This is a genomic window from Micromonospora sp. WMMD987, from assembly GCF_029581435.1.
Classification (GTDB): domain Bacteria; phylum Actinomycetota; class Actinomycetes; order Mycobacteriales; family Micromonosporaceae; genus Micromonospora; species Micromonospora rifamycinica.
Window position 1 is genome coordinate 5,399,963 of record NZ_CP120861.1, and the last position, 22,380, is coordinate 5,422,342.

A 22,380-nucleotide genomic window follows, 5' to 3' on the forward strand; every position below is an offset into this window, starting at 1 on the left:
TAAGCGTCAAATCGGACTTACCGGGATGTGTTTGGCAAAGACACGCCGAAATCCCCGATACCCGCATTGCCTCGCACCTATGGCGCTCCCGGCCTCCGCGCCCTAGAGTGCGAACACGTTTCGCGTTTTGGGAGGGTGGATGACGACCGCACCGATCCCCGGTTTCCCCGCCGGCTTCCGTTGGGGGGTGTCCACCTCCGCGTACCAGATCGAGGGGGGCGCCACCGCCGACGGCCGGGGACCGTCCATCTGGGACACCTTCGCCCACACCCCCGGCCGGATCGCCGACGGCAGTACCGGCGACGTGGCCTGCGACCACTACCACCGGCACCGGGAGGACGTCGCGCTGCTCGCCGGGCTCGGGGTGTCGGCCTACCGGTTCTCGATCGCCTGGCCCCGGGTGCGCCCCGGCGGCACCGGCCCGGTCAACACCGCCGGCCTGGACTTCTACGACCGGCTCGTCGACGACCTGCTGGCCGTCGGCATCGACCCGGTCGCCACCCTGTTCCACTGGGACCTGCCCCAGCCCCTGGAGGACGCCGGCGGCTGGCTGAACCGGGACACCGCCGCCCACTTCGCCGAGTACGCCGCCCTGACCGCCGCCCGCCTCGGCGACCGGGTGAAGCTCTGGATCACCCTCAACGAGCCGTTCATCCACCTGAGCCTCGGCCACGGCACCGGCGAACACGCCCCCGGCCGGACCCTGCTCTTCGACTCCCTGCCGGCCGCCCACCACCAACTGCTCGGGCACGGGCTGGCGGTCGCCGCGCTACGCGCCCACAGCAGCGCGCCGGTGGCCATCGCCAACAACTACTCACCGGTGGTCCGGCACGGTGACACCGACGCCGACCGGGCCGCCGCGACGGCCTACGACGACCTGCACAACCACCTGTTCACCGACCCGCTGCTGGGCCGGGGCTACCCGGACGGCCTCGACCCGGGCGTGGTGCACGACGGCGACCTCGCGGTGATCGCCGCGCCCCTGGACGTGCTCGGGGTCAACTACTACAACCCGACCGGGGTACGCGCCCCCGAGGAGGGCTCGCCGGTGCCGTTCACGCTGGTCCCGCTGGAGGGCTACCCACGGACCGCGTTCGACTGGCCGGTGGTGCCGGACGGGCTGCGCGACCTGCTCGTCGGCCTGCGGGACCGGTACGGCGACGCGCTGCCGACGATCCAGGTCACCGAGGGCGGCTGCGCCTGGGACGACGTCCCGGACCCCGACGGCCGGGTGCACGACCCCGACCGGATCGCCTACCTCGACGGGCACCTGCGCGCCGTGCGGACGGCGATCGACGAGGGCGTCGACGTGACCGGGTACTTCGTCTGGTCGCTGCTGGACAACTGGGAGTGGGCCGAGGGCTTCACCAAGCGCTTCGGCCTGGTGCACGTCGACTTCGCCACCGGAACCCGGACGCCGAAGTCCTCGTACGCCTGGTACCGGTCCCAGGTCGGCCGGGGGTGACCACCGTCGACCCGACGCCGGCCTCGCTGCCGGCGGCGCTCGCCGACCCGGTCGTCCCGGTCAGGCGGAGCTGGATCGCGTTGGTCTTCGCGGCCAACCTCGGCGTGTGGATGGCCTTCTTCACCCCGATCCAGGTGCTGCTCCCCCAGCAGGTGGAACGGATCGCCCCGGCCGACAAGGAGGCGATGCTGGCCGTCGTCACCGGGCTGGGCGCGCTGGCGGCGGTGCTGGCCAACCCGCTCGCCGGGGCGCTGTCGGACCGCACCTGCCTGCGGGTCGGCGGGCGCGAGTTCGGCCGCCGGCACGTCTGGACCGCCGGTGGCGCGGTGCTCGGCGCGCTGGCGCTGGTGCTGCTGGCCCGGCAGCAGACCATCGCCGGGGTGGCGTTGGGCTGGGTGGCCGCCCAGGTCTGCTTCAACGCGATGCTGGCCAGCCTCACCGCCGCCATCCCCGACCGGGTGCCGGTGGTGCAGCGCGGCGGCGTCTCCGGCTGGGTCGGCATCCCGCAGGCGCTCGGCCTGGTGCTCGGCGCGGTGCTGGTCACCGCCCTGGTCAGCGGCACCGTGCCCGGCTACACCGCGATGGCGCTGGCGGTGCTGCTGCTGGCGCTGCCGTTCGCGCTCCTCACCCCCGACGACCCGCTGCCCCGGCACCACCGCCCGCCGCTGCGGCTGCGGACGCTGGTCGCCTCGATGTGGATCGACCCGCGCCGGCACCCGGACTTCGCCTGGGCCTGGATCACCCGGTTCCTGGTCCAGATCGGCAACGCCCTGGGCACCCTCTACCTGCTGTACTTCCTCACCGACGGGGTGCGCTACCCCGACCCCGAGGGCGGGCTGCTGGTGCTGATCCTGCTCTACACCCTGGGCATGATGCTCACCGCCGTGGTCGCCGGGATGCTGTCCGACCGGTCCGGCCGGCGCAAGGTCTACGTGATCGTCTCCGGGGTGGTGATGGCGGTGGCCGCGCTGCTGCTGGCGGTCGCCCCGACCTGGCCGATGGCGCTGGTCGCCGCGGTGCTGCTCGGTGCCGGCTACGGCGTCTACCTGTCGGTCGACGCGGCGCTGATCACCGAGGTGCTGCCCCGCGCCACCGACCGGGGCAAGGACCTCGGCGTGATCAACATCGCGAACTCCGCGCCCCAGGTGCTCGGCCCGGCGCTCTCCGCCCCGATCGTGGTCCACCTGGGCGGCTACCCGACGCTGTACGCGGTGACCGCGGTGGTCACCCTGCTCGGCAGCGCCCTGGTGCTCAAGATCCGGGGCGTCCGCTGAGCACCGGACCGGGTGCCGCCCGGGGCCGCCGCCGACCGGTCCGGCCCCGCCGCCGACGGCCCGGCCCGCTGTCGTCGCGGGGCGGGGCGGCGACGTCCCGGCCCCCTGGCGGAACCCGGTCGACCCCGGCCGTAGGCTGGACGACGTGACGGTACGTGTGCGCTTCGCCCCCTCCCCGACCGGTATGTTCCATGTCGGCGGTGCCCGCTCGGCGCTGCAGAACTGGATCTACGCCAAGCAGCAGGGCGGGGTGTTCGTGCTGCGCGTCGAGGACACCGACGCCGCCCGTAACAGGCCCGAATGGACCGAGGGCATCCTGTCCGCGCTGGACTGGATCGGCATCACCCGGGGCAGCTACGAAGGTCCCTACTTCCAGTCGGCGTATGCCGCCGAGCACCGGGCCGCCGCCCAGCGGCTGCGGGACGCCGGGCGGGCCTACTACTGCGACTGCACCCGGGAGGCGGTGCAGGCCCGCACCGGCTCGCAGTACCAGGGCTACGACGGCTTCTGCCGGGACCGGGGGCTGGCGGCCGGCGAGGGACGGGCGCTGCGGTTCCGCACCCCGGACGAGGGCACCACCGTGGTGGTCGACCTGATCCGGGGCGAGCCGACCTTCGAGAACAAGCTGATCGAGGACTTCGTCATCGCCCGGGGCGACGGCTCCCCGGTGTTCCTGCTCGCCAACGTCGTGGACGACATGACGATGGGGATCACCCACGTGATCCGGGCCGAGGAGCACCTGCCGAACACCCCCAAGCAGCAGCTCCTCTGGGAGGCGCTGGGCGTCCGGCCACCGGTCTGGGCGCACGTGCCGGTGGTCGTCAACGAGAAGCGGCAGAAGCTCTCCAAGCGCCGCGACAAGGTGGCCCTGGAGGCGTACCGGGACGAGGGCTACCTCGCCGCCGCGATGCGCAACTACCTGATGCTGCTCGGCTGGGCGCCCTCGGGCGACCGGGAGATCGTGCCCTGGTCGGTGATCGAGGAGGAGTTCCGGTTGACCGAGGTCAACCCCTCCCCCGCCTTCTTCGACGAGAAGAAGCTGCGCGCGTTCAACGGCGAGTACATCCGGGCGTTGCCGGTCGACGAGTTCGTGGCCGCGTGCCAGCCGTGGCTGACCGGCACCGACACCATCGCGCCGCCGCCGTGGCAGCCGGCCGAGTTCGACGCCGACGCGTTCGCCGCGGTGGCCCCGCTGGCGCAGACCCGGATCGCGGTGCTCAGCGAGATCGTGCCCAACGTCGACTTCCTCTTCCTCGCCGAGCCGTCGGTCGACGAGGCGGCCTGGGCGAAGGCGATGAAGGAGGGGGCGGCCGACCTGCTCGACGCGGCCGTCGCCGCCTACACGGAACTGGAGTCGTGGGACGCGGAGTCGCTGAAGTCGACGCTGGAGGCGGTCGGTGCGGAGCGTGGCCTGAAACTGGGCAAGGCCCAGGCGCCGGTCCGGGTGGCGGTCACCGGCCGCACCGTGGGGCTGCCGCTGTTCGAGTCGTTGGAGGTGCTCGGCCGGGAGCGCACGCTGACCCGGCTGCGGGCCGCCCGGCTCCGGCTGGTCTGAACCCCAGGCCGCCGACGACCGGTCCACCCCGCCGTCGGGCCGGCGGCGGGGTGCCGTGTCCGGTCCGCGGTGGACCGGCGCGCGTCGGTCCCGGGGCGGCCGGTGTCGCGCGCCGGTCAGGGACGGTCGTCGGGTGTCGCGCGCCGATCAAGGGCGGTCGGTGTCGCGCGCCGGTCAGGGACGGTCGTCGGGTGTCGCGCGCCGGTCAGGGACGGGTCGAACGGCGGCGCAGGAACAGGCCGGCGGCGAGCGCGCCGAGCAGCACCAGGCCGCCGACCGCCCAGGGCCACCACCCCCGGCCGGTGTCGTCGGTGCCGGCGGCGGGGACCGGGTCCGCCGACGGGGAGGCGGGTGCCGGGCTGCTCGGCGTCGGCGTGGGGGCGGCACTGGCCGACGGGGTGCCCGACGCTGACGGGGGCGCGGCGGCGGTACCGGTGGTGAGGGTGAACCGCACCTCGCCCTTGACCGGGTGCCCGTCGCTGGAGGGCAGTCGGTACTCGACGATGTAGAGGCCCGCCGCACCGGGGGTGAACGGCACCCGGACCCGGCTCCCGGAGAAGGTCGGCTCACCACCGGCGGCCGGGACGTTGTCCGGTCCGACCACTGTGATCTTCGTCCTGGCCGGATCGAGTTTGGCCAGGAAGCGCAACTCCACCGTGGTCGGCGCGGTGGCGATCCGGGCACCGTTCGCCGGATTGCTCCCGGTCAGCGAATTATGTGCGTACGCGGGCGACGCGGACGACACGGCCACCGCGAGCACCACGCCGACAAGCACTGGCACCGCCCGTACCAGCCGTGCGACCCTGCCCCCCATGAAGTCCTCCGCAAAGGTAAGATCCGCCCACTGATCACGTGGCTGTCTTGTGGTCGTTCCGGGATCGCAGATAGTTCCACTTATTGTTCCCAGAGCTGCATCCGCGCGATGTTCCATGGAGTCTATGAGGTGGGGCCGGCGCTGCCCGGTCGACCACCGTCGTCGACCGATCCGCACGTGACCCGCAGCACAGCCATCCATCGAACGGGGCGAGGAGGCGGCGATGGCCGAGAAGGTGAGGCGGCTGCTCGCAGTGGTCGCCATGGTGGCGGCGGTGGTGCTGAGCACCGGTCCGGCGGCACAGGCGACGGGCGCGCACCGGGCCGCACCGAAGACACCCCCCGCCGGGGTGGACATCACCGGTGTCGGACTGACCGCTCCGCTGCGCCTGCGGACGGACACCGCACCGACCCACGTGGTCGCGGTCATCGACCAGGTCAGCTGGTTCGGCCGCACCGGTGAGGCCAAGGGGCCCAAGCCGGCGGACCTCGGTCCGAAGTACACGATCGTCGTGCTCGCCGGGGACGTGCCCAAGCAGACGTACGACCTCTATCCGCTGGCCAAGGGCGGCCCCCGGGCCTACCGGCCGGCCAAGCAGCCCGACCAGCGCAAGACCACGGCCGGGTGGTTCCTCGGTCGGCTCAACATGTCCGAGACGCTGCGGGCCGCCGGGGTGCCGTTGGAACAGCGGCTCGACACGGTCACCGGTGGCGTCGGCGGCGGTGAGCGGGTGCTCCCCGAGGACGCCCTGAACCCGGGTCGGGACATCGACGACGCGCTCGCCGAACTCCAGCGGCTGCTGCTGCTCAACGTCGGGGTGATGCTGGTGATCACCGTGGGCCTGGCGGGCATCGCCCTGCTGGTCCGCCGTCGCACCCGCTGATCCGCACCGTCTGACGTCGCACCCGCGGAAACCGCGGGTGCGACGTCGAGGCCGCCGCGGAACACGGATCGTCGTCGCGGCGGCGTAGCCCAGGGGTCAGCGGCGCAGCCGCGCAGCCCAGATCGGCGGCGCAGCCGCGCAGCGCGGCGTCGGGACGGGTCGCCCCTGACCCGGCGTCCGTCGATGCGGGGTCAGGCTGTCAGCAGGGCTGCGCCAGGCCGTCAGCAGGCGCGGGACCGGTCAGCACCAGCGCTGCGGCGGACGCTGGAGGCGCTGCGGACGCCGCACCGGGCGCACCGGCCCGTGCCGGTGGGCGCCGGCCCACCCGGCCAGGTCGCTGCGGCAGGCCCGGGTCGGCACGTCGGGCTGACCCGTCGGACCGGATTCCACCGCCGCCGGTCGGGACACCGGCCCGTCGACCGGCTCGGTACCCCGCTGGCGGGGCAGCGCCGGCTCGTCGTCGGCCCGCTCAGCCGCCCGACAGACCTGCTCCGTAGCCAGCCGGCGGTGCGGTCGCGCCGCCCCCGGCTGGTCGTGGTGGCCCGGCCGGCAGGGCTCGTCCTGGGCGCAGCCGTGTTCGGCCTCCCCGTGCGCCATTCCGGTCTCCTCACACTCGCGTCGCGCGTCGGGACGACACCCCGGCGCGGCAGTGCCACCGTACTGGCCGGCACCGACACCCCGTGCAGCGCGTACCCCGGTGTCAGGACCGGGGTCGACGCGGGAAGATCGTCTCCCAGACCGGGAACGCGACCAGCCAGATCAACAGGCCGACGGTGAGGTTGCGGATCCAGTTCGCCAGCTCCCGGGTGCGCTCGGCGTCGCCGACGACGACGATCGCGGCGGCGAGCAGGGCGCACGCGACCGCCCAGCCGAGCAGCGCCTTCCCCCACTCCCGCCACTCGTGCCGGGCGCGTGCCCAGCCGTAGCGGGGCGGCTTGACCGGCGGCGGCCCGCCCGCGAACCGGTGGGCGAACCGCTGGTCCGCCCAGCGGATCAGGGAGTGCCCGAAGGCCACCGAGAAGCCGAGGTAGATGGCGGCCAGCCCGTGGGTGGCGTCGGCGGTGGCCCCACGACGCAGGTCCATCGCCGCCGCGACCAGCAGCACCAGGTCGACCAGCGGGACGCAGACCAGCAGCGCCGCGCCCATCCGGGGTCGGCGCAGCGGGTACCGGGCGACCAGCCCGGCGACGAGCAGCACCCAGAACCCGATCTCACAGCCGATGATGACCGCCAACAGCATGTCCAACCTCCCCGTCGTCCTCCAGCGTGCCGGGCCGGGTCGGCCCCCACCTCACCGGCGGGGACGAGGTACGGGTCCATCGTTCGACGGACCGCCGCCCCGGCGTACCTCCTTCGGCGGACGGCCGGGCGGGCGGTCTCCTGCCCAGGTCGGAGGGGAACGGACCCGGGGTGTGATGGGATCGGACCATGCGGATGCCGGGCTGGGCCGGCTCCGGTCGGCCGGGGCGCGACCTGGCGCTGGCCGGGGCGTCCCTCGTCGGCGGCCTGGCGGTCTACGGTGCCGGCCTGCAACCCCAGTTCCCCTGGGCGCCGGACGTGCCGAGGGCGTTCTTCCTGCTGCCACTGCTGGCGGTGAGCGTGGCCGTCGGGTTGCGTCGGGTGGCGACCCGCACCGGTCTGGCGGTGGGCACCGTGGCGGTGCTGGCCGACGCCGCGCTCGGCGTCTCGGTGGGGGGCACCGTGATCTACACCCAGGTGTTGTACGACACGTGCGTGTACGGCCCACCCCGGTTGTGGCGCTGGCTGCTGTGGATCACCGTCGGGCTGAGTGTGGGCAGCACCGCCCTCGGCCTGCTGGTCTGGGGCTGGCGGGGTGCCGCCGTCGGAGTGGTGTTCGCCCTGCTCGGGGTGCTGCCGGTGGTCACCGGGATCAGCGTGCGGCAGTACCGGGACCAGGCGGCGGCCGAACGGGCCCGCGCCGAGCAGACCGCCCGGCTGGTCGAGCTGGACCGGCGGCAGGCGGTGCTGGCCGAGCGCGCCCGGATGGCCCGTGAGCTGCACGACGTGGTGGCGAACCACCTCAGCGCGGTGGCCCTGCACGCCACCGCCGTGCTCGCCGCACCCGGGCTGGACCGACCCCGGGTCGAGGCGGCGCTGCGGGTGATCCGGGAGAGCAGCGTGCAGGGGATGGCCGAGATGCGGCAGCTCGTCGGGTTGCTGCGGGAGCCGTCCGTCGATCCGGTGCAGGAGGCCACCCGGGTCCGCCTGGCCGAGCTGGACCGGCTGCTGGACCGGATGGCGACGGCCGGACTGCGGGTCCGGACGACGGTCGAGGGCCGCCCCCGGCCGCTGCCGGTCGGGGTCGACCTGGCGGCGTACCGGATCGTGCAGGAGTCGCTGACCAACGCGTTGCGCCACGGCAGGGGCACGGCGGAGCTGACCGTGGCGTACGGGCCGACCGGGGTGGTGGTGACGGTGGAGAATCCGGTGCGGTCCGACGGGTCCGTGGCGACGGCCGGTGCGGGACTGCCGGGTGGGGGCGCGGGGCTGATCGGGATGCGGGAGCGGGCCACCCTGCTCGACGGGGAGTTCACCGCCGGTCTCCGGGACGGGTGCTGGCGGGTCCGCGCGACGCTGCCCACCGGGACGTCGGCATGACCGCGCCGGTCCGGGTGGTGCTCGCCGACGACCAGGACGCGGTGCGGGCCGGGCTGGTGCTGATCCTGGCCGGGGCACCGGAGATCGAGGTGGTGGGCGAGGCGGCCGACGGCGCGGCGGCGGTCCGGCTCTGCCAGGAGCTGCGCCCCGACGTCGCGGTGCTGGACGTCCGGATGCCCCGGCTGGACGGGGTGTCGGCGACCCGGGAGATCGTCGCCGCCGGCACCGCCGAGGTGCTGGTGCTGACCACCTTCGACCTCGACGAGTACGTCTTCGGCGCGCTGCGCGCCGGGGCGGCCGGCTTTCTGCTCAAGGACACCGACGCGGCCGCTCTGGTGGCGGCGGTGCGCTCGGTGGCCCGGGGCGAGGGGGTGATCGACCCGGCCCTGACCCGGCGGCTGATCTCGGCCTTCGCGGCGACGACGCCGGCCGTCGGCGGGGTGGAGCGGGCCGCGGTGGCCGCGTTGACGCCCCGGGAGCGCGACGTGCTGGCCTGTCTGGGGGTGGGCCTGTCCAACCAGCAGATCGCGGACCGGTTGGCGGTGGCGGAGAGCACGGTCAAGACCCATGTCAGCCGGATTCTGGCGAAGTTGACGCTGCGCAGCCGGGTGCAGGCGGCGATCCTGGCCCAGGAGCTGGCCCTGCCCGTGCCGCCACCGCGGCCGGACCTCCAGCCACATTGACGTGAATCTATTGACTGGCCTTCCGGGCGATCGTAGGGTGCGGTGCGGAACCAGGGGCCGGCACCCGTCGTGCGACGCCGCCCGGCCAAAGATCCGCCCGATCGGAGGAATGGTCATGATCGCTTCCAGGCGGTCCGTCCTGACGGTGGGCGGCATCGTCGCCGCCACCACCGTCGTGGCCCTCGGTATGACCACGGTCGCCGGGGGCGCACCCGCCACGGCCACCGCGGTCGGCGGGTGCACCGCGACGGTCCGGGTCGACTCCCAGTGGGGCAGCGGGGCGAACGGCGGTCAGATCGCCACCTTCACCGTCGCCAACACCGCGTCGTCGGCCGCCCACCGGTGGACGGTCACCTGGCCGCTCGCCGACGGCCAGCGGATCGTGTCGTCCTGGAACACCTCGATCACCGCGACCGGCGGCACCGCGACCGCGACCAACGCGTCGTACAACGGGGCGCTCGCCCCGGGCGCGTCGACCACCTTCGGTGTCCAGCTCGCCGGCCCCACCTCGACGCCGACGCCGAGCTGCACCAACGACGCCGCCCCACCGACCACCGTCAGCCCGCCGAGCGGCGCGGACGTCACCGTCTCCGAGCCCGACAACCAGCGCACCGTCACCCTGCTCGTCGGGCAGACGCTGGGCGTGGCCCTGGCCGCCGACTACCTGCCGGCCACGCTCACCGGCGGCGCGCTCTCCCCCCTGTCGAGCAGCGGCGGCTATCCGACCGGGCAGCCCCTGGTCGCGACGTTCCGCGCGGTGACACCGGGCACCGCCGACCTGACCACCCGGACCGACAACGCCTGCCGGTACGCCACCCCGCCGTGCGCCCTGCCCACCGTCCTGTGGACGGTGCACATCTCGGTCATCGAGGTGCCGCCGACCGGCACCGGGGAGACCGTCGTGGTCACCGCCCCCGACAACCAGCGGAACCTCACCCTGCGCGTCGGCGACACGCTGGTGGTGAGCCTGGCCAGCAACTACCTGCCGCCCACCGTCACCCCCGCCGGGGTGGTCGTGGCCCGCGAGGTGACCGGCGGGTACCCGACCGACCAGCCGCTCGTCGCCCGCTATCTGGCGACCGGGCCGGGACGGGTCGACGTCGCCACCATCACCGACAACGTCTGCCGGCACGCGCCCACGCCGTGTCCCTCCCCGCAGGTGCGCTGGGTCGTCCACGTCACCGTCACGGCCTGAGCCCACCCCGGCGTCACCCGCGCCCGGCCGCCCCCGATCGTCCAACGGTGGGCGGCCGGGGCGCGGGCGGACCTCACCCGGCCCCGAGCGCGCCTGGTCGCCCGCGCGCGGCGGTGACCCGGGGCGGTCCGCGGCGGGTGGACCGGAGCCGGCGTCGAGGCCCTGCTCAGGGCGTGTCAGGCTGGTGCGGTGAACGAACCGGGTGGGATGGAACTGACGGCCACCCTGCGCCGGATCGAACGGGCCGCGGGGGCACTGGCCACGGCCAGCGTGGCCCGGATGGACGAGAGCCTGCCCTGGTTCCGTGAGCTGCCGGCCGACCAGCGCTCCTGGGTGATGCTGGTGGCGCAGGCCGGCGCCCGGTCCCTGGTCGAGTGGCTGGGCTCCGGCGGCGGCACCACGGACAGCACCCAGGAGGTGTCCGACGAGGTGTTCGACGCCGCCCCGCTGGCCCTGGCCCGGTCGATCAGCCTCCAGCAGACGGTGGCGTTGATCAAAGTGACCATCGACGTGGTCGAGGAGCAGGTGGCGCACCTGGCCGCGCCCGGCGAGGAGCAGCAGCTCCGCGAGGCGGTGCTGCGTTTCTCCCGGGAGATCGCCTTCGCCGCCGCCCGGGTCTACGCCCGGGCCGCCGAGTCCCGCGGCTCATGGGACGCCCGGTTGCAGGCGTTGTTGGTCGACGCCCTGCTGCGCGGGGACTCCCCCGACGTGCTGGCCAGCCGGGCCGCCGCGCTGGGCTGGGCGGACGCGCCGCCGGTGGCGGTGGCGGTGGGCCGGTCCCCCGGTGGGGAGGTGACCGCCGTGCTGCACACCGTCTACCGGCACGCCCGCCGGATCGGGGTGGAGGTGATCGGGGGCGTGCACGGCGACCGGCTGGTCATCGTGCTCGGAGGCGCGGCTGATCCGATGGCCGCCACCGAGAAGCTGCTTCCCGCGTTCGGTGAGGGGCCGGTGGTGGTCGGTCCCGCCGTACCCAGTCTGGACGAGGCGACGGACTCGGCACGGGCCGCGCTGGCCGGATACCGGGCGGCCCCGGCCTGGCCCACCGCGCCCCGACCGGTGCCGGCGGCCGACCTGCTGCCCGAACGGGCGCTGGCCGGGGACGCCGAGGCCCGCCGCCGGCTGCGGCACGACGTGTACGCCACCCTGCTGCGCGCCGGTGGGGAACTGCTGGAGACGCTGGACGCCTTCTTCGCCGCCGGCGGGACGCTGGAGAGCGCGGCGCGGGCGCTGTTCGTGCATCCGAACACGGTCCGTTACCGTCTGCGACGGATCGCCGAAGTGACCGGCTTCTCCCCGCTGACCCCCCGGGACGCGTTCGCGCTCCAGGTGGCACTCACGGTGGGTCGGCTCGACCCGATCGTCCCGGCCGGCGTGACCGGCCCGACCCAACGATGACGCCGGGTGACCGATGGACAAGCCCGATAGGGGACGATCCCCGCCGATTTTTGTAGGAAACCTCCAAGAGTTCTAGTGCGGTTTGGTGTCAGCCCGCACAGCGCACACCCCGGGGTATCGGGAAGAGTCATAGACGTGCTCGCCGTCCTCTCTCCCGGCCAGGGTTCCCAGAAGCCCGGCTTCCTGACGCCCTGGCTCGACCTGCGCGGTGCCGAGTCACGGCTGCGCTGGTGGTCGGTGTCGGCCGGGGTGGACCTGGTGCGGCTCGGCACCGAGGCGGACGCGGACGAGATCCGGGACACCGCCCGTACCCAGCCGCTGCTGGTGGCCTCGGCCCTGCTCGCGGCCGAGCAGCTGCCCCTGCACGACGTCGACCTGGTCGCCGGGCACAGCGTCGGGGAGCTGGCCGCCGCCGCGCTGGCCGGGGTGCTCTCGGCCGAGACGGTGATCACCCTCGCCGGGTTGCGCGGCCGGGAGATGGCCGACGCGTGCGCCCTGGAACCGACCGGGATGGCCGCCATGCTCGGCGGCGACCCGGACGAGGTGCTCGCCACCCTGGCGACGCACGGCCTGTACCCGGCCAACCGCAACGGCGCCGGCCAGGTGGTCGCCGCCGGGGCGCTCGACGCGCTGGACAAGCTGGCCGCCGAGCCGCCGGCCAGGGCGAAGGTGGTCCGGCTCAAGGTCGCCGGGGCGTTCCACACCCCGTACATGGACACCGCCGAGCAGGCCCTGGCCGCCGTCGCCGCCGGGATCACCCCGTCGGCCCCGGCCCGGTTGCTCCTGTCCGACCTCGACGGCGCGGTCGTCACGCGGGGCAAGGAGTTCGTCCACCGGCTGGTCCGGCAGGTCACCGCGCCCGTGCGGTGGGACCTGTGCATGCGCACGCTGGCCGAGCTGGGAGTCACCGGCGTCCTCGAACTCCCCCCGGCCGGCACCCTCGCCGGGCTGGTCAAGCGGGAACTCAAGGCCACCGGCGTACCGGAGATCGTCACCCTGAACACCCCCCGAGACCTGCCCGCCGCCCGCGACCTGATCGCCCGGCACAGCGGCCCGCCCGCCGACCGGCCGGCACCGGCCCCGTCCCGGGTGGTCGTCGCCCCCGCCGTCGGCCCGTTCACCCCGGCGCAGGGCCTCGTGGAGGGCGCCCGGCTGACCACCGGCCAGGTGCTCGGGCAGGTCGCCACCCGGCAGGGGCCGGTCGAGGTGACCGCGCACGACAGCGGCCCGCTCACCGAATGGCTCGCCCACCACGACGACCCGGTCGCGCCGGGCCAACCCATCGCCCGCATCGGAGGCCACGCATGAGCGGCAGTCGGATCGTCGCCCTCGGGCACTACCAGCCGTCCCGGGTGGTGACCAACAACGACATCGCCCAGTTCGTCGACACCAACGACGAGTGGATCAGGGACCGGGTCGGCATCGCCAGCCGGCGGATCGCCGACGGTGAGTCGGTGGCCGACATGGCCACCGCCGCGGCGGACAAGGCGCTGGCCAACTCCGGCCTCACCGCCGCCGACATCGACCTGGTGGTGGTCGCCACCTGCACCTCGATCGACCGCAGCCCCAACGTGGCCTGCCGGGTCGCCGCCAAGCTGGGCATCACCGCGCCCGGCGCGTTCGACCTGAACACCGCGTGCTCCGGCTTCGCCTACGCCCTGGGCACCGTCGACCACGCCATCCGGGCCGGCGCGTCGCGCAACGCCCTCGTCATCGGCGCCGAGAAGCTCTCCGACTTCACCGACTGGACCGACCGCTCGACCTGCATCATCTTCGCCGACGGCGCGGGCGCGGCGGTGGTCACCGCCACCGCCGACGACGAGCCCGCCGGGATCGGACCGGTCGTGTGGGGTTCCGCACCGGACAAGAGCGACGCGGTACGCATCGAGGGCTGGCGGCCGTACATCGCCCAGGAGGGGCAGTCGGTGTTCCGCTGGGCCACCACCGCGCTGGCCCCGCTGGCCCTCCAGGCCTGCGAGCGGGCCGGCGTCGACCCGTCGGAGCTGGCCGCGTTCGTGCCGCACCAGGCCAACTCGCGGATCATCGACGGCATCGCCAAGCGGCTGAACATCCCCCAGGCGATCATCGCCAAGGACATCGTCGAGTCCGGCAACACCTCGGCGGCGAGCGTGCCGCTGGCCCTGTCCAAGCTGGTCGAGCGGCGCGAGGTGCCCTCGGGCGCCCCGGTGCTGCTGTTCGGCTTCGGTGGCGGGCTGACCTACGCCGGCCAGGTCGTCCGCTGCCCCTGAAGACCCGCCACGGTCGGCGACCGCGGCGCACCGCCATCCGGCGGAGAACAGAACCGATGAGAGGAACCCACCGCAATGACCCGTGACGAGATCACCTCCGGCCTCGCCGAGATCCTCGAAGAGGTCGCCGGGGTGAACCCGGACGACGTGGCCGAGGGGAAGTCCTTCACCGACGACCTCGACGTCGACTCGCTCTCCATGGTGGAGGTCGTGGTCGCCGCCGAGGAGAAGTTCGGCGTCAAGATCCCGGACAACGAGGTGCAGAACCTGAAGACCGTCGGGGACGCCGTCAGCTTCATCGAGGCGCAGTCCTGATATGAGTCGCGTCGACGTCGTCGTCACCGGGCTCGGCGCGACCACCCCGCTGGGCGGGGACGTCGCGTCGACCTGGGACGCCATGCTCGCCGGCCGCTCCGGGGTGGGTCCGCTCACCCAGGAGTGGGCCGGCCAGCTCCCGGTCCGGATCGCCGCCCAGCTCGCGGTGGAGCCGTCCGAGGTGCTGGACCGGGTCAAGCTGCGCCGGCTGGACCGCTCCGAGGCGATCGCGCTGATCGCCGCGCAGCAGGCCTGGGCGGACTCCGGGCTCGCCGACTCCGGGCTGGACCCGGAGCGGCTGGGCGCCAGCGTCGGCTCGGGCATCGGCGGTGCCCTCACCCTGCTCGCGCAGGACGACATCCTGGAGGCGTCCGGCCCGCGCCGGGTCTCCCCGCACACCATTCCGATGCTGATGCCGAACGGCCCCGCCGCCTGGGTGGGGTTGGAGCTGGGCGCGCAGGCCGGGGTGCACTCGGTGGCGAGCGCCTGCGCGACCGGTGCGGAGGCGCTCGCGCTCGGCCTCGACATGATCCGTTCCGGCCGGGCCGACGTGGTGGTGGCCGGCGGCACCGAGGCGGTCATCCACCCGCTGCCGATCGCCGGTTTCAGCTCCATGCGGGCCATGTCGACCCGCAACGACGAGCCCGAGCTGGCGTCCCGCCCCTGGGACAAGGGCCGGGACGGTTTCGTCCTCGGTGAGGGCGCCGGCATCCTGGTACTGGAGCGGGCCGACCACGCCGCCGCGCGCGGCGCCCACGTGTACGCCCGGCTCGCCGGTGCGGGCATCACCTCCGACGGGTACGACATCGTCCAGCCGCACCCGGAGGGGGCCGGCGCGATCCGGGCCATCGCCAAGGCGATCGCCGACGCCGACGTGGCCAAGGCCGACATCGTGCACGTCAACGCGCACGCCACCTCCACGCCGGTGGGCGACCTCGCCGAGATCAAGGCGCTGCACCGGGCGCTCGGCGACCATCCGGTGCTGACCGCCACCAAGTCGATGACCGGGCACCTGCTCGGCGCGGCCGGCGCGCTGGAGTCGATCGCCACGATCCTGACCATCCGCGACGGTGTCATCCCGCCGACGATCAACCTGGACGACCCGGACGACGGGCTCGACCTGGAGGTCGCCGCGAACAAGGTCCGGCACCTCGACGTCCCCGCCGCGCTGAACAACTCCTTCGGCTTCGGCGGCCACAACGTCGCCCTGGTCTTCACCCGCCCCTGACCGGCCCGCCGGGCGTCCGCCCGGGTCCGGGTGCGACCGTCCCGGCCTGCCGGACCGACCGCGCCGTGCGTCCGGCCCGCCCAGGAGCGGGCCGGACGCACGGGCCGACCGGTCCGCCCCTCACGGCCGGACGTACGGGTGGCCGGTCAGCGGGGTGCCGGCACCGCTTCCCGGGCCAGGGTGACCGCGCCGAGCAGCGCCGCATCGTCGGCGAACCGGGACAGCACCACGTCGGGGCGGTGCGGGAGCACCTCGGCCAGCCGGTCGACCAGCAGCCCCCGGATCAGCGCGCTGCCGGCCACCCCGCCCACCAGCACCACCCGCTGCGGATCCAGCAGCAGGCAGCAGGTGACCAGGTGCCGGGCCAGCTCGTCGACCCGGGCGGTGAGCGCGTCGCGGGCCGCACCGGGCAGCTCGGCGGCGGCGGCCAGCCCGACCGCGTGCCCGGCCACCCCCAGTTCGTCGGCCAACCGGTCCAGCGCCCGACCGGAGAAGTCCAGCTCCAGCATGGTGCCCGGCCAGGGGCCGCCGGCCACGGCGTACCCGATCTCGCCGGCCGCCCCCCGGTGCCCGGCGAGGACCCGGCCGCCGACGGTGACCGCCGCGGCCACACCGGTGCCGATCCCCACCACCAGGCCGGGGTCGGCGTCGCGCAGCGCGCCGAGCCGCAGCTCGGCCAGGGCGGCGGCGTTCAGGTCGTTGTCCACCGCGACCCGGGCCACCCCGAGGGCGTCGGTCACCGCATCGGCCAGCCGCAACCGTTCCCAGCCGGGCACGTTGGGGGCCAGGTCGATGCCGTCCGGACGCACCACGCCGGGCGAGGCGACGCCGGCCGCCACGAGCGGCCCGCCGGCCCCGGCGACCAGTTCGGCGGCCAGCGCCAGCGCCCGGTCCAACGCCTGCGGGGCACCCCGCTCGGCGTGGGTGGCGATCCGCCGGTGGGCCAGCAACCGGCCGCTCCCGTCGGCGACCCCGACCGCCATCTTGGTACCGCCGAAGTCGATGCCCAGCAGCAGCCCGTCGGTGCGGGTACCGGCGGCGACACCGGCCAGCCGTACGCTCACCTGCTCCACCGCCCCGTCACCGCCGTGCCCGCCGGTCGTGCCCCCGACGGGGTTCCACCCGGCCGGGCGGCCGGGTCGACACCGGATCGTCCCCTCCGCGCGCTCACCGGCCGGCCACCTCGGCGGCGACCTTGTCCAGCGCCTCGTCGGCACGGGCCAGCCGGTCCCGGGTCGCGGCGAGCCGGTCGGCGACGCCGTCGAAGGCGACCCGCAGGGTGCCGACCTGGGCGCGGACGGCCGCGGCCCCCGGCCCGTCCACCTGCGCCCGGTCCAGCACCAGATCGGGCTGGACGGCGGCGGCGATCAGGTCGGCCACGGCCCCGTCGGTCAACCGGTCGGTGAGCCCTTCGGCGGCGGCCCGGACCCCCTCGGCGGTCCAGGTGTCCGGCGCACCGGCCCGGACCAGCCGGCCGACCACCGAGTGGGCGGCCCGGAACGGCACCCCGTGCCGGGTCAACGCGTCGGCCGCGGCGGTGGTGGTCGCGCCGGACGCGACGATCTCCTCGCGGGTCGGCGGGTGCAGCGGCTCCAGCTCGGCGAGGAAGCCGCCGACCAGGGCGAAGAACCGGTCCGCCCGATCGTTGCTGTCCCAGAGCCGGACCTGCACGTCGGTGGTGGCGTTGTTGGAGTCCTCCCACCAGGCGGCCCCGACGTTGTTGAGCACCGACGCGGCGTCGGCGGCGCTCGCGCCGGCCATCGACACCAGGTGCTCCAGCACCACCGGGTTGCGCTTCTGCGGCATGATGCTGCTGCCCTGGGTGAAGTCGCCAGGGGTGGCCACCCACTGCCAGGTCAGCCAGTCCATCAGGGTGCGGGCCAGCCGGGCGCCGGTGGCCAGGGCCTGCGCGTTGAGGGTGCCGACCCGGACCAGGTGGTCGGCCCCGGCGACCGCCTCGTAGGAGTTGGTCACCAGGCCGTCGAAGCCGAGCAGTTCGGCCACCCGGGCCGGGGCGATGTCCAGGTCGGTGCCGGCGAATGCACAGGACCCCAGCGGGGAGACGTTGAGCTGGTCGATCACGTCGGCGTACGCGGCGGCCTCACCGGCCAGCGCCTCGGCGTAACCGGCCAGCGCGTGCCCGATGGTGGTGGGCTGGGCCGGTCGGCGGTGGGTGTACCCGGTGATCACCACGTCGGCGTACCGGTGGGCGGCGTCCAGGGCGGTCCGGCCGGTGGCCAGCACCCGGTCCAGCACGCCGAGGAGCTGGTCGCGCAGCAGCATCCGGAACACCCCGGCGTCCAGGTCGTTGCGGCTGCGGGCCATCTGCACGTCCAGCTCGGACGCCGGCACGTCGCACGCCTGCGCGAGCTTGGACTCCAGCAGGTAGTAGGTGTCCTCGAAGCTGCCGTCGAACGCCGGGGCGGAGGTGGTGTCGGCGCGCAGCGCGGCCAACCCGCGCAGCAGCCGGGCCCCCCGCTCGGCCGGGACGAGGCCCTGCTCGGTCAGCATCACCACGTGGGCCTGGCTGGCGCGCACCATCGCCGGGTAGAGGTACCCGACGTGGTGGTCGTAGGTGGGGGCCAGGTGGTACCGCTGGTAGGTGGTCAGCTCGCTCATGGCGGTTCCTTACTTCCTTCCGGGCCGGGACGCGGCGCTACCGCCTGGTCCCGGGTTCTCGGCTGGTCGGTCGGTCAGGCCCAGCAGCCGTTCGGCGTTACCGGCGAAGATCGCGCGGAGGTGGTCGGCGGGCATTCCCAGCTCGCGGCAGACCCGCAGCTGGTCGTCGAGGTAGCGGGTGACGTAGCCGCGCGGGAACCACGACGAGTCGCTGCCGTACACGATGCGCTGCGGCCCGATCGTCTCGTAGCAGCGGCGGAACAGGTCCTCCAGCGTCAGCCGGTACGGCATCCAGCGCACCCACTGGTTGGAGCCGGAGGTGTCGACGTGGATGTTGGGGCAGCCCCAGGCGGCGAAGAGGAGGTCCTGCACGTGCTGGACGCCGAAGTGCGGCACCACCACGGCCAGCTCGGGGAAACGGCGGGCCATCCGGGCCAGCTCGTCGGGGCCGCCGTACCGGCCGAAGGAGAGGCCACCGGCGCTGCCGTAGTGGCCGATGTGGATCAGCACCGGCACCCCGAGGCGCTGGGCGGTGGCCCAGAGCGGGTCCAGGTCGGCGTGGTCCAGCGGGCCGCGCAGGAGCGGGGCGAACAGCTTCAGGCCACGGAGGCCCCGGTCGGTCACCGCACGTTCCAGTTCGGCGGCGGCCCCCGGCGAGTACGGATCGTGGTGGGCGAAGCCGAGGAGCAGGTCCGGGTGCCGGTCGACCACGTCGGCGACGGTGTCGTTGCCGCCGCCGGTGACGAAGACGGCCCGCCGTACCCGTACCGCACGCAGTTCGTCGGCCCACCGGTCGGCCTCGTCCTCCCAGTGGGCGGCGGGTGGCTCGGGGTCGGGGAAGCTCCACGCCTGCCGCCACGCCTTCGCGTACGGGGCGGACCCGGCGGCCCGGACGGCCCGCTCGTGTTCCCCGCCCGGGTGCATCCCGGCGGCGTCCTCGCAGGCGTGGATCGTCTCGTCGGTGCCGATCCGGAAGTGCAGGTGGAAGTCGACGATGTCGAGTCCCCGGTCCACGCTCACCGGTCTCCCCCGATCGCCCCGTCCGCCGCCGTCGGAGTCGGGCCGGCCGTCGGAGTCGGGCCGGCTGTCGGGTCGCCGGCCGCCGGGGCCGGGCCGGCTGTCGGGTCGCCGGCCGCCGGGGCCGGACGGTCGGGCGTCGGCAGCGGGTCGGCGGTGGGTGGGGCCGGCGGTGGGGCGGCCACCCAGGCGGCGACGATCTCCCGCAGTCGCGCGCCGGCCGTGGCGCGGACCTGTCGACCGGCCGCCTCGGAGGCCAGCGAGATGTGCCCGGACCAGCCCTGCCACGGGTCGGGACGGGACTCGACCAGCACGTACGGGTGGCCCACCGGCAGCTTCGGCTTCGGCGGCAGGTCGGTCACGGCGTCGAGGCGGACCGCGCCGGGGTCGAACCCGAGCACCCCGGAGGTCTCGTACGCGCCTCCGTGTCCGCGGGCGGTCAGCGGCCCGTACAGCTCGGTGGTCTCCGCCGGGGTGACCAGCTGGAACCAGTTGACCAGCAGCAGGCTGGCGGTACGTCGGCCGGAGACCCACTCCATCGCGGCCCGGACGGTGGACATGTTGGCGTCGTGGCCGTTGACGATCAGCAGCCGAGGAAAACCGGCGGCGACGATCCCCTCGATCACGTCGGCGAGGTACCCGACGGCGATCTCCGGCCGGATCGACACCGTCCCCGGCCAGGGCCGGGTCTGCCCCGGGCAGGCCGCGTACGGCACCGCCGGAAAGAGCACCCCGCGCGGCCCGGGGAAGCCGGTGGTCGTATCCCCCGGGGAGCCGGCGGCCGACGCGGACCCGGCGGCCGGGTCGACAGCGTCGCCGGCCTCGGCGACCCCGTCCGACCCGCCGCCGGCCTCGGCGACCCCGTCCGACCCGCCGCCGGCCTCGGCGACCCCGTCCGACCCGCCGCCGGCCTCGGCGACCCCGTCCGACCCGCCGCCGGCCTCGGCGACCCCGTCCGACCCGCCGCCGGCCTCGGCGACCCCGTCCGACCCGCCGCCGGCCTCGGCGACCCCGTCCGACCCGCCGCCGGCCTCGGCGACCCCGTCCGACCCGCCGCCGGCCTCGGCGGCGAAGCCCTCGGCGAGGATCAGGTCGGTGCCGAGCGGCAGGTGCGGGCCGTGCCACTCGACGGCGCCGACGGGCAGCACCGCGTAGTCCGCCGCCGCCGCGACGGCGGCCAGCTCGCCGCCGGGAATCCGGGTGGCGGGCAGCAGCCCGCCACCTGCCGGCCAGGTCACGCCGTCCATTTCGCCGCCTCCCGGGTGGCCCGGCCGCCGTTCTGGAGGCGACCGGAGAGCACCATCACCACGAAGATCAACACCACCTGGAGCATGCCGTACGCGGCGGCGGTGCCGACCTCGAACGAGTACATCCGGTTGTTGATCTCGACCGAGATGGGTGCCGTCTCCGAGGTGTAGATCAGCACCGAGGCGACGAACTCGCCGACCCCGTTGACGAAGGCGAGCAGCGCGCCGGCCAGCACACCGGGCAGCATCAGCCGCAGGGTGACCGTGCCGAACGCCCGCCACCAGGGGGCGCCGAGGTTACGGGCGGCCTCCTCCAGCGACGGGTCGATCTGGGCCAGCGTCGCCGAACTCGACCGGAACACCAGCGGCAGGAACCGCACGAAGTACGCCAACGGCATGATCCAGAACGTGCCGATCAGCACCTGGCCGAAGCTGAACGCGTTACCCGTGCTGAACGCCGAGATCAGGTTGATCGCCACCACCGTGCCGGGCAGCGCCCAGGCCAGCATGACCGCCACGTCGAGCAGCCCCCGGCCCCGGAAGTCCAGCCGGCGCACCGCGTACGCGATCAGCACGCCGACCACGACGCAGCCGACCGTGGCGAGCAGGCTCATCTGCAACGAGTTGAGGATCGGCCGGTACGCCCCCGGGTCCGAGAAGATCGTGACGAAGTTCGCGGTGGTGTACTCCGACGGGATCACCTCGGTGGTCCACGAGCCGTCCCGGGAGAAGGCGACCAGGGCGATGGTCGCCACCGGGGCGAGCAGCACCATGGTGGCCAGCACCGAGGCGAGCAGCGCCAGCCACTTGCCGAACGGGTTGGTGATCTCCCGGCGGTGCGAGGCGACGCCCTTGGACTGGGAACGGTAGCTGCGCCGCCCCTCGTACCAGCGCATCCCGAGCAGGAACAGCACCGACGCCACCGCCAGCACCGAGGCGTAGGTGGAGGCCATCGGCAGGTCGCCGTTGGTGCGGTTGATGTAGATCTGCATGGTCATCGTCCGGTCCACGCCGAACAGCAACGGCGCGGTGTACGACGCCAGCGACGTCATGAAGACCAGCAGCGACGCGGAGACCAGGGCGGGGGTGAGCATCGGCAGCAGCACGGTGCGCCACACCCGGACCCGGCTCGCGCCCAGATTGTAGGCCGCCTCCTCCACCGACGGGTCCATCCCCACCAGGGCGGCCGACGCGGCGAGGTAGAAGAACGGGTACATGGTGAAGGTGTGCACCACCAGCACCCCGGCGATGCCGGTGAACGGCAGTACCGGGTTCTCGGTGCCGAAGAGCTGTTGCAGGCCGCGCGGCAGGATGCCGGTCTCGCTGTAGAGCAGCTGGAACGAGATCGCCCCGATCAGCGGCGGCAGCGCCGCCGGCACCAGGATGATCGCCTCGATCAGCCGACGACCGGGAAACGAGAAGCGCTTGAGCAGGAACGCCATCGCCACCCCGACGATCCCGCACAGCAGCACGCTGGCCGCCGAGATCCCCAGCGAGGTGAGCAGCGCCGAGCGGGCGACCCCGGTGCCGGTGACGAACTCGGTGTAGTTGGCCACCCCGTCCACCCCGACGCTCTCGGCGAAGGTGGCGAACATCGGCTGCACCACGTAGCCGAACAGGATCAGCGCCAGCGGGAAGACCAGCAGGTACGGGAACCACGGCGAGTTGGCGTTGAGGCCGCGCCGGGGCCGGTCGGCCTTCGGCGGGGCGGGGTCCTGGGTGACCGGCGGCACGGTGGCCGGGCTCGGCGTGGCGGGAATGGTGCTCATGGGGTCACCTCAGTTCGCGACTGCGGGGCTCGCAAAACCGGCTCACTCCT

The 22,380-nt window shown here is 74.3% G+C and carries 20 protein-coding genes; 12 read left to right on the plus strand and 8 right to left on the minus strand.

Annotation, left to right across the window (positions count from 1 at the left end; translation table 11 throughout):
- The first annotated feature begins 139 nt into the window (after positions 1 to 139).
- From O7612_RS22715 to gltX, 3 genes are all read left to right on the plus strand, one after another.
- Complete coding sequence (locus O7612_RS22715; RefSeq protein WP_282267228.1) at positions 140 to 1,465, plus strand: GH1 family beta-glucosidase; 1,326 nt, start codon at positions 140 to 142, stop codon at positions 1,463 to 1,465.
- Positions 1,462 to 2,739: an MFS transporter gene (locus O7612_RS22720; RefSeq protein WP_282267230.1), complete on the plus strand. Its 1,278-nt coding sequence runs from the start codon at positions 1,462 to 1,464 to the stop codon at positions 2,737 to 2,739. Before O7612_RS22715 ends, O7612_RS22720 begins: the two co-directional genes overlap by 4 nt.
- Before the next feature lie 145 nt (positions 2,740 to 2,884).
- Positions 2,885 to 4,294 (plus strand): glutamate--tRNA ligase, encoded by a 1,410-nt coding sequence (gltX, locus tag O7612_RS22725; RefSeq protein ID WP_282267232.1) that lies wholly within the window; start codon positions 2,885 to 2,887, stop codon positions 4,292 to 4,294.
- Positions 4,295 to 4,499: 205 nt separating this feature from the next.
- Here gltX and O7612_RS22730 read toward each other — a convergent pair whose 3' ends face one another.
- The gene (locus tag O7612_RS22730) at positions 4,500 to 5,075 is read right to left on the minus strand and encodes a copper resistance CopC family protein (protein ID WP_282267234.1); all 576 of its coding nucleotides are present in this window, start codon (positions 5,073 to 5,075) and stop codon (positions 4,500 to 4,502) included.
- 256 nt (positions 5,076 to 5,331) lie between these two features.
- Between O7612_RS22730 and O7612_RS22735 the strand changes: the two genes are divergently transcribed.
- Positions 5,332 to 5,991: a hypothetical protein gene (locus tag O7612_RS22735; RefSeq protein WP_282267236.1), complete on the plus strand. Its 660-nt coding sequence runs from the start codon at positions 5,332 to 5,334 to the stop codon at positions 5,989 to 5,991.
- Positions 5,992 to 6,231: 240 nt separating this feature from the next.
- Here the strand turns inward: O7612_RS22735 and O7612_RS22740 are convergent, their stop codons facing one another.
- Complete coding sequence (locus O7612_RS22740) at positions 6,232 to 6,588, minus strand: hypothetical protein (RefSeq protein WP_282267238.1); 357 nt, start codon at positions 6,586 to 6,588, stop codon at positions 6,232 to 6,234.
- 103 nt (positions 6,589 to 6,691) lie between these two features.
- On the minus strand, positions 6,692 to 7,231 hold the full coding sequence (locus O7612_RS22745) for a hypothetical protein (RefSeq protein ID WP_282267240.1): 540 nt from the start codon (positions 7,229 to 7,231) through the stop codon (positions 6,692 to 6,694).
- A gap of 188 nt (positions 7,232 to 7,419) precedes the next feature.
- Between O7612_RS22745 and O7612_RS22750 the strand changes: the two genes are divergently transcribed.
- From O7612_RS22750 to fabF, 8 genes are all read left to right on the plus strand, one after another.
- A complete protein-coding gene (locus O7612_RS22750; RefSeq protein WP_282267242.1) occupies positions 7,420 to 8,610 on the plus strand; it encodes a histidine kinase in 1,191 nt (396 codons plus the stop codon).
- The gene (locus tag O7612_RS22755) at positions 8,607 to 9,293 is read left to right on the plus strand and encodes a response regulator transcription factor (RefSeq protein ID WP_282267244.1); all 687 of its coding nucleotides are present in this window, start codon (positions 8,607 to 8,609) and stop codon (positions 9,291 to 9,293) included. The genes O7612_RS22750 and O7612_RS22755 overlap by 4 nt, the downstream gene beginning before the upstream one ends.
- Before the next feature lie 115 nt (positions 9,294 to 9,408).
- Complete coding sequence (locus O7612_RS22760) at positions 9,409 to 10,488, plus strand: cellulose binding domain-containing protein (protein ID WP_282267246.1); 1,080 nt, start codon at positions 9,409 to 9,411, stop codon at positions 10,486 to 10,488.
- Between the two features lie 207 nt (positions 10,489 to 10,695).
- Positions 10,696 to 11,886, plus strand: coding sequence for a helix-turn-helix domain-containing protein (locus O7612_RS22765; protein ID WP_282274006.1), 1,191 nt, complete (start codon positions 10,696 to 10,698; stop codon positions 11,884 to 11,886).
- A 135-nt stretch (positions 11,887 to 12,021) separates the two neighbouring features.
- Positions 12,022 to 13,194: an acyltransferase domain-containing protein gene (locus O7612_RS22770; protein WP_282267248.1), complete on the plus strand. Its 1,173-nt coding sequence runs from the start codon at positions 12,022 to 12,024 to the stop codon at positions 13,192 to 13,194.
- Positions 13,191 to 14,135, plus strand: coding sequence for a beta-ketoacyl-ACP synthase III (locus O7612_RS22775; RefSeq protein ID WP_282267249.1), 945 nt, complete (start codon positions 13,191 to 13,193; stop codon positions 14,133 to 14,135). Before O7612_RS22770 ends, O7612_RS22775 begins: the two co-directional genes overlap by 4 nt.
- Before the next feature lie 75 nt (positions 14,136 to 14,210).
- Positions 14,211 to 14,450, plus strand: coding sequence for an acyl carrier protein (locus tag O7612_RS22780; RefSeq protein ID WP_067313076.1), 240 nt, complete (start codon positions 14,211 to 14,213; stop codon positions 14,448 to 14,450).
- A 1-nt stretch (position 14,451) separates the two neighbouring features.
- Entirely contained in the window at positions 14,452 to 15,678 is a 1,227-nt protein-coding gene (fabF, locus tag O7612_RS22785) for a beta-ketoacyl-ACP synthase II (protein WP_282267251.1), read from the plus strand.
- A 146-nt stretch (positions 15,679 to 15,824) separates the two neighbouring features.
- Here the strand turns inward: fabF and O7612_RS22790 are convergent, their stop codons facing one another.
- From O7612_RS22790 to O7612_RS22810, 5 genes are all read right to left on the minus strand, one after another.
- Positions 15,825 to 16,742 carry an ROK family protein gene (locus tag O7612_RS22790; RefSeq protein ID WP_282267253.1) on the minus strand — a complete coding sequence of 306 codons (918 nt, stop codon included), beginning with the start codon at positions 16,740 to 16,742 and terminating at the stop codon, positions 15,825 to 15,827.
- Positions 16,743 to 16,845: 103 nt separating this feature from the next.
- Positions 16,846 to 18,297, minus strand: a complete 1,452-nt coding sequence (locus O7612_RS22795; RefSeq protein ID WP_282267255.1) for a lyase family protein — start codon at positions 18,295 to 18,297, stop codon at positions 16,846 to 16,848.
- Between the two features lie 9 nt (positions 18,298 to 18,306).
- On the minus strand, positions 18,307 to 19,317 hold the full coding sequence (locus O7612_RS22800) for an amidohydrolase family protein (protein WP_282267257.1): 1,011 nt from the start codon (positions 19,315 to 19,317) through the stop codon (positions 18,307 to 18,309).
- Complete coding sequence (locus O7612_RS22805; RefSeq protein WP_282267259.1) at positions 19,314 to 20,561, minus strand: creatininase family protein; 1,248 nt, start codon at positions 20,559 to 20,561, stop codon at positions 19,314 to 19,316. The genes O7612_RS22800 and O7612_RS22805 overlap by 4 nt, the downstream gene beginning before the upstream one ends.
- Positions 20,549 to 22,330 carry an iron ABC transporter permease gene (locus tag O7612_RS22810; RefSeq protein WP_282267261.1) on the minus strand — a complete coding sequence of 594 codons (1,782 nt, stop codon included), beginning with the start codon at positions 22,328 to 22,330 and terminating at the stop codon, positions 20,549 to 20,551. The genes O7612_RS22805 and O7612_RS22810 overlap by 13 nt, the downstream gene beginning before the upstream one ends.
- Between the last annotated feature and the right edge of the window lie 50 nt (positions 22,331 to 22,380).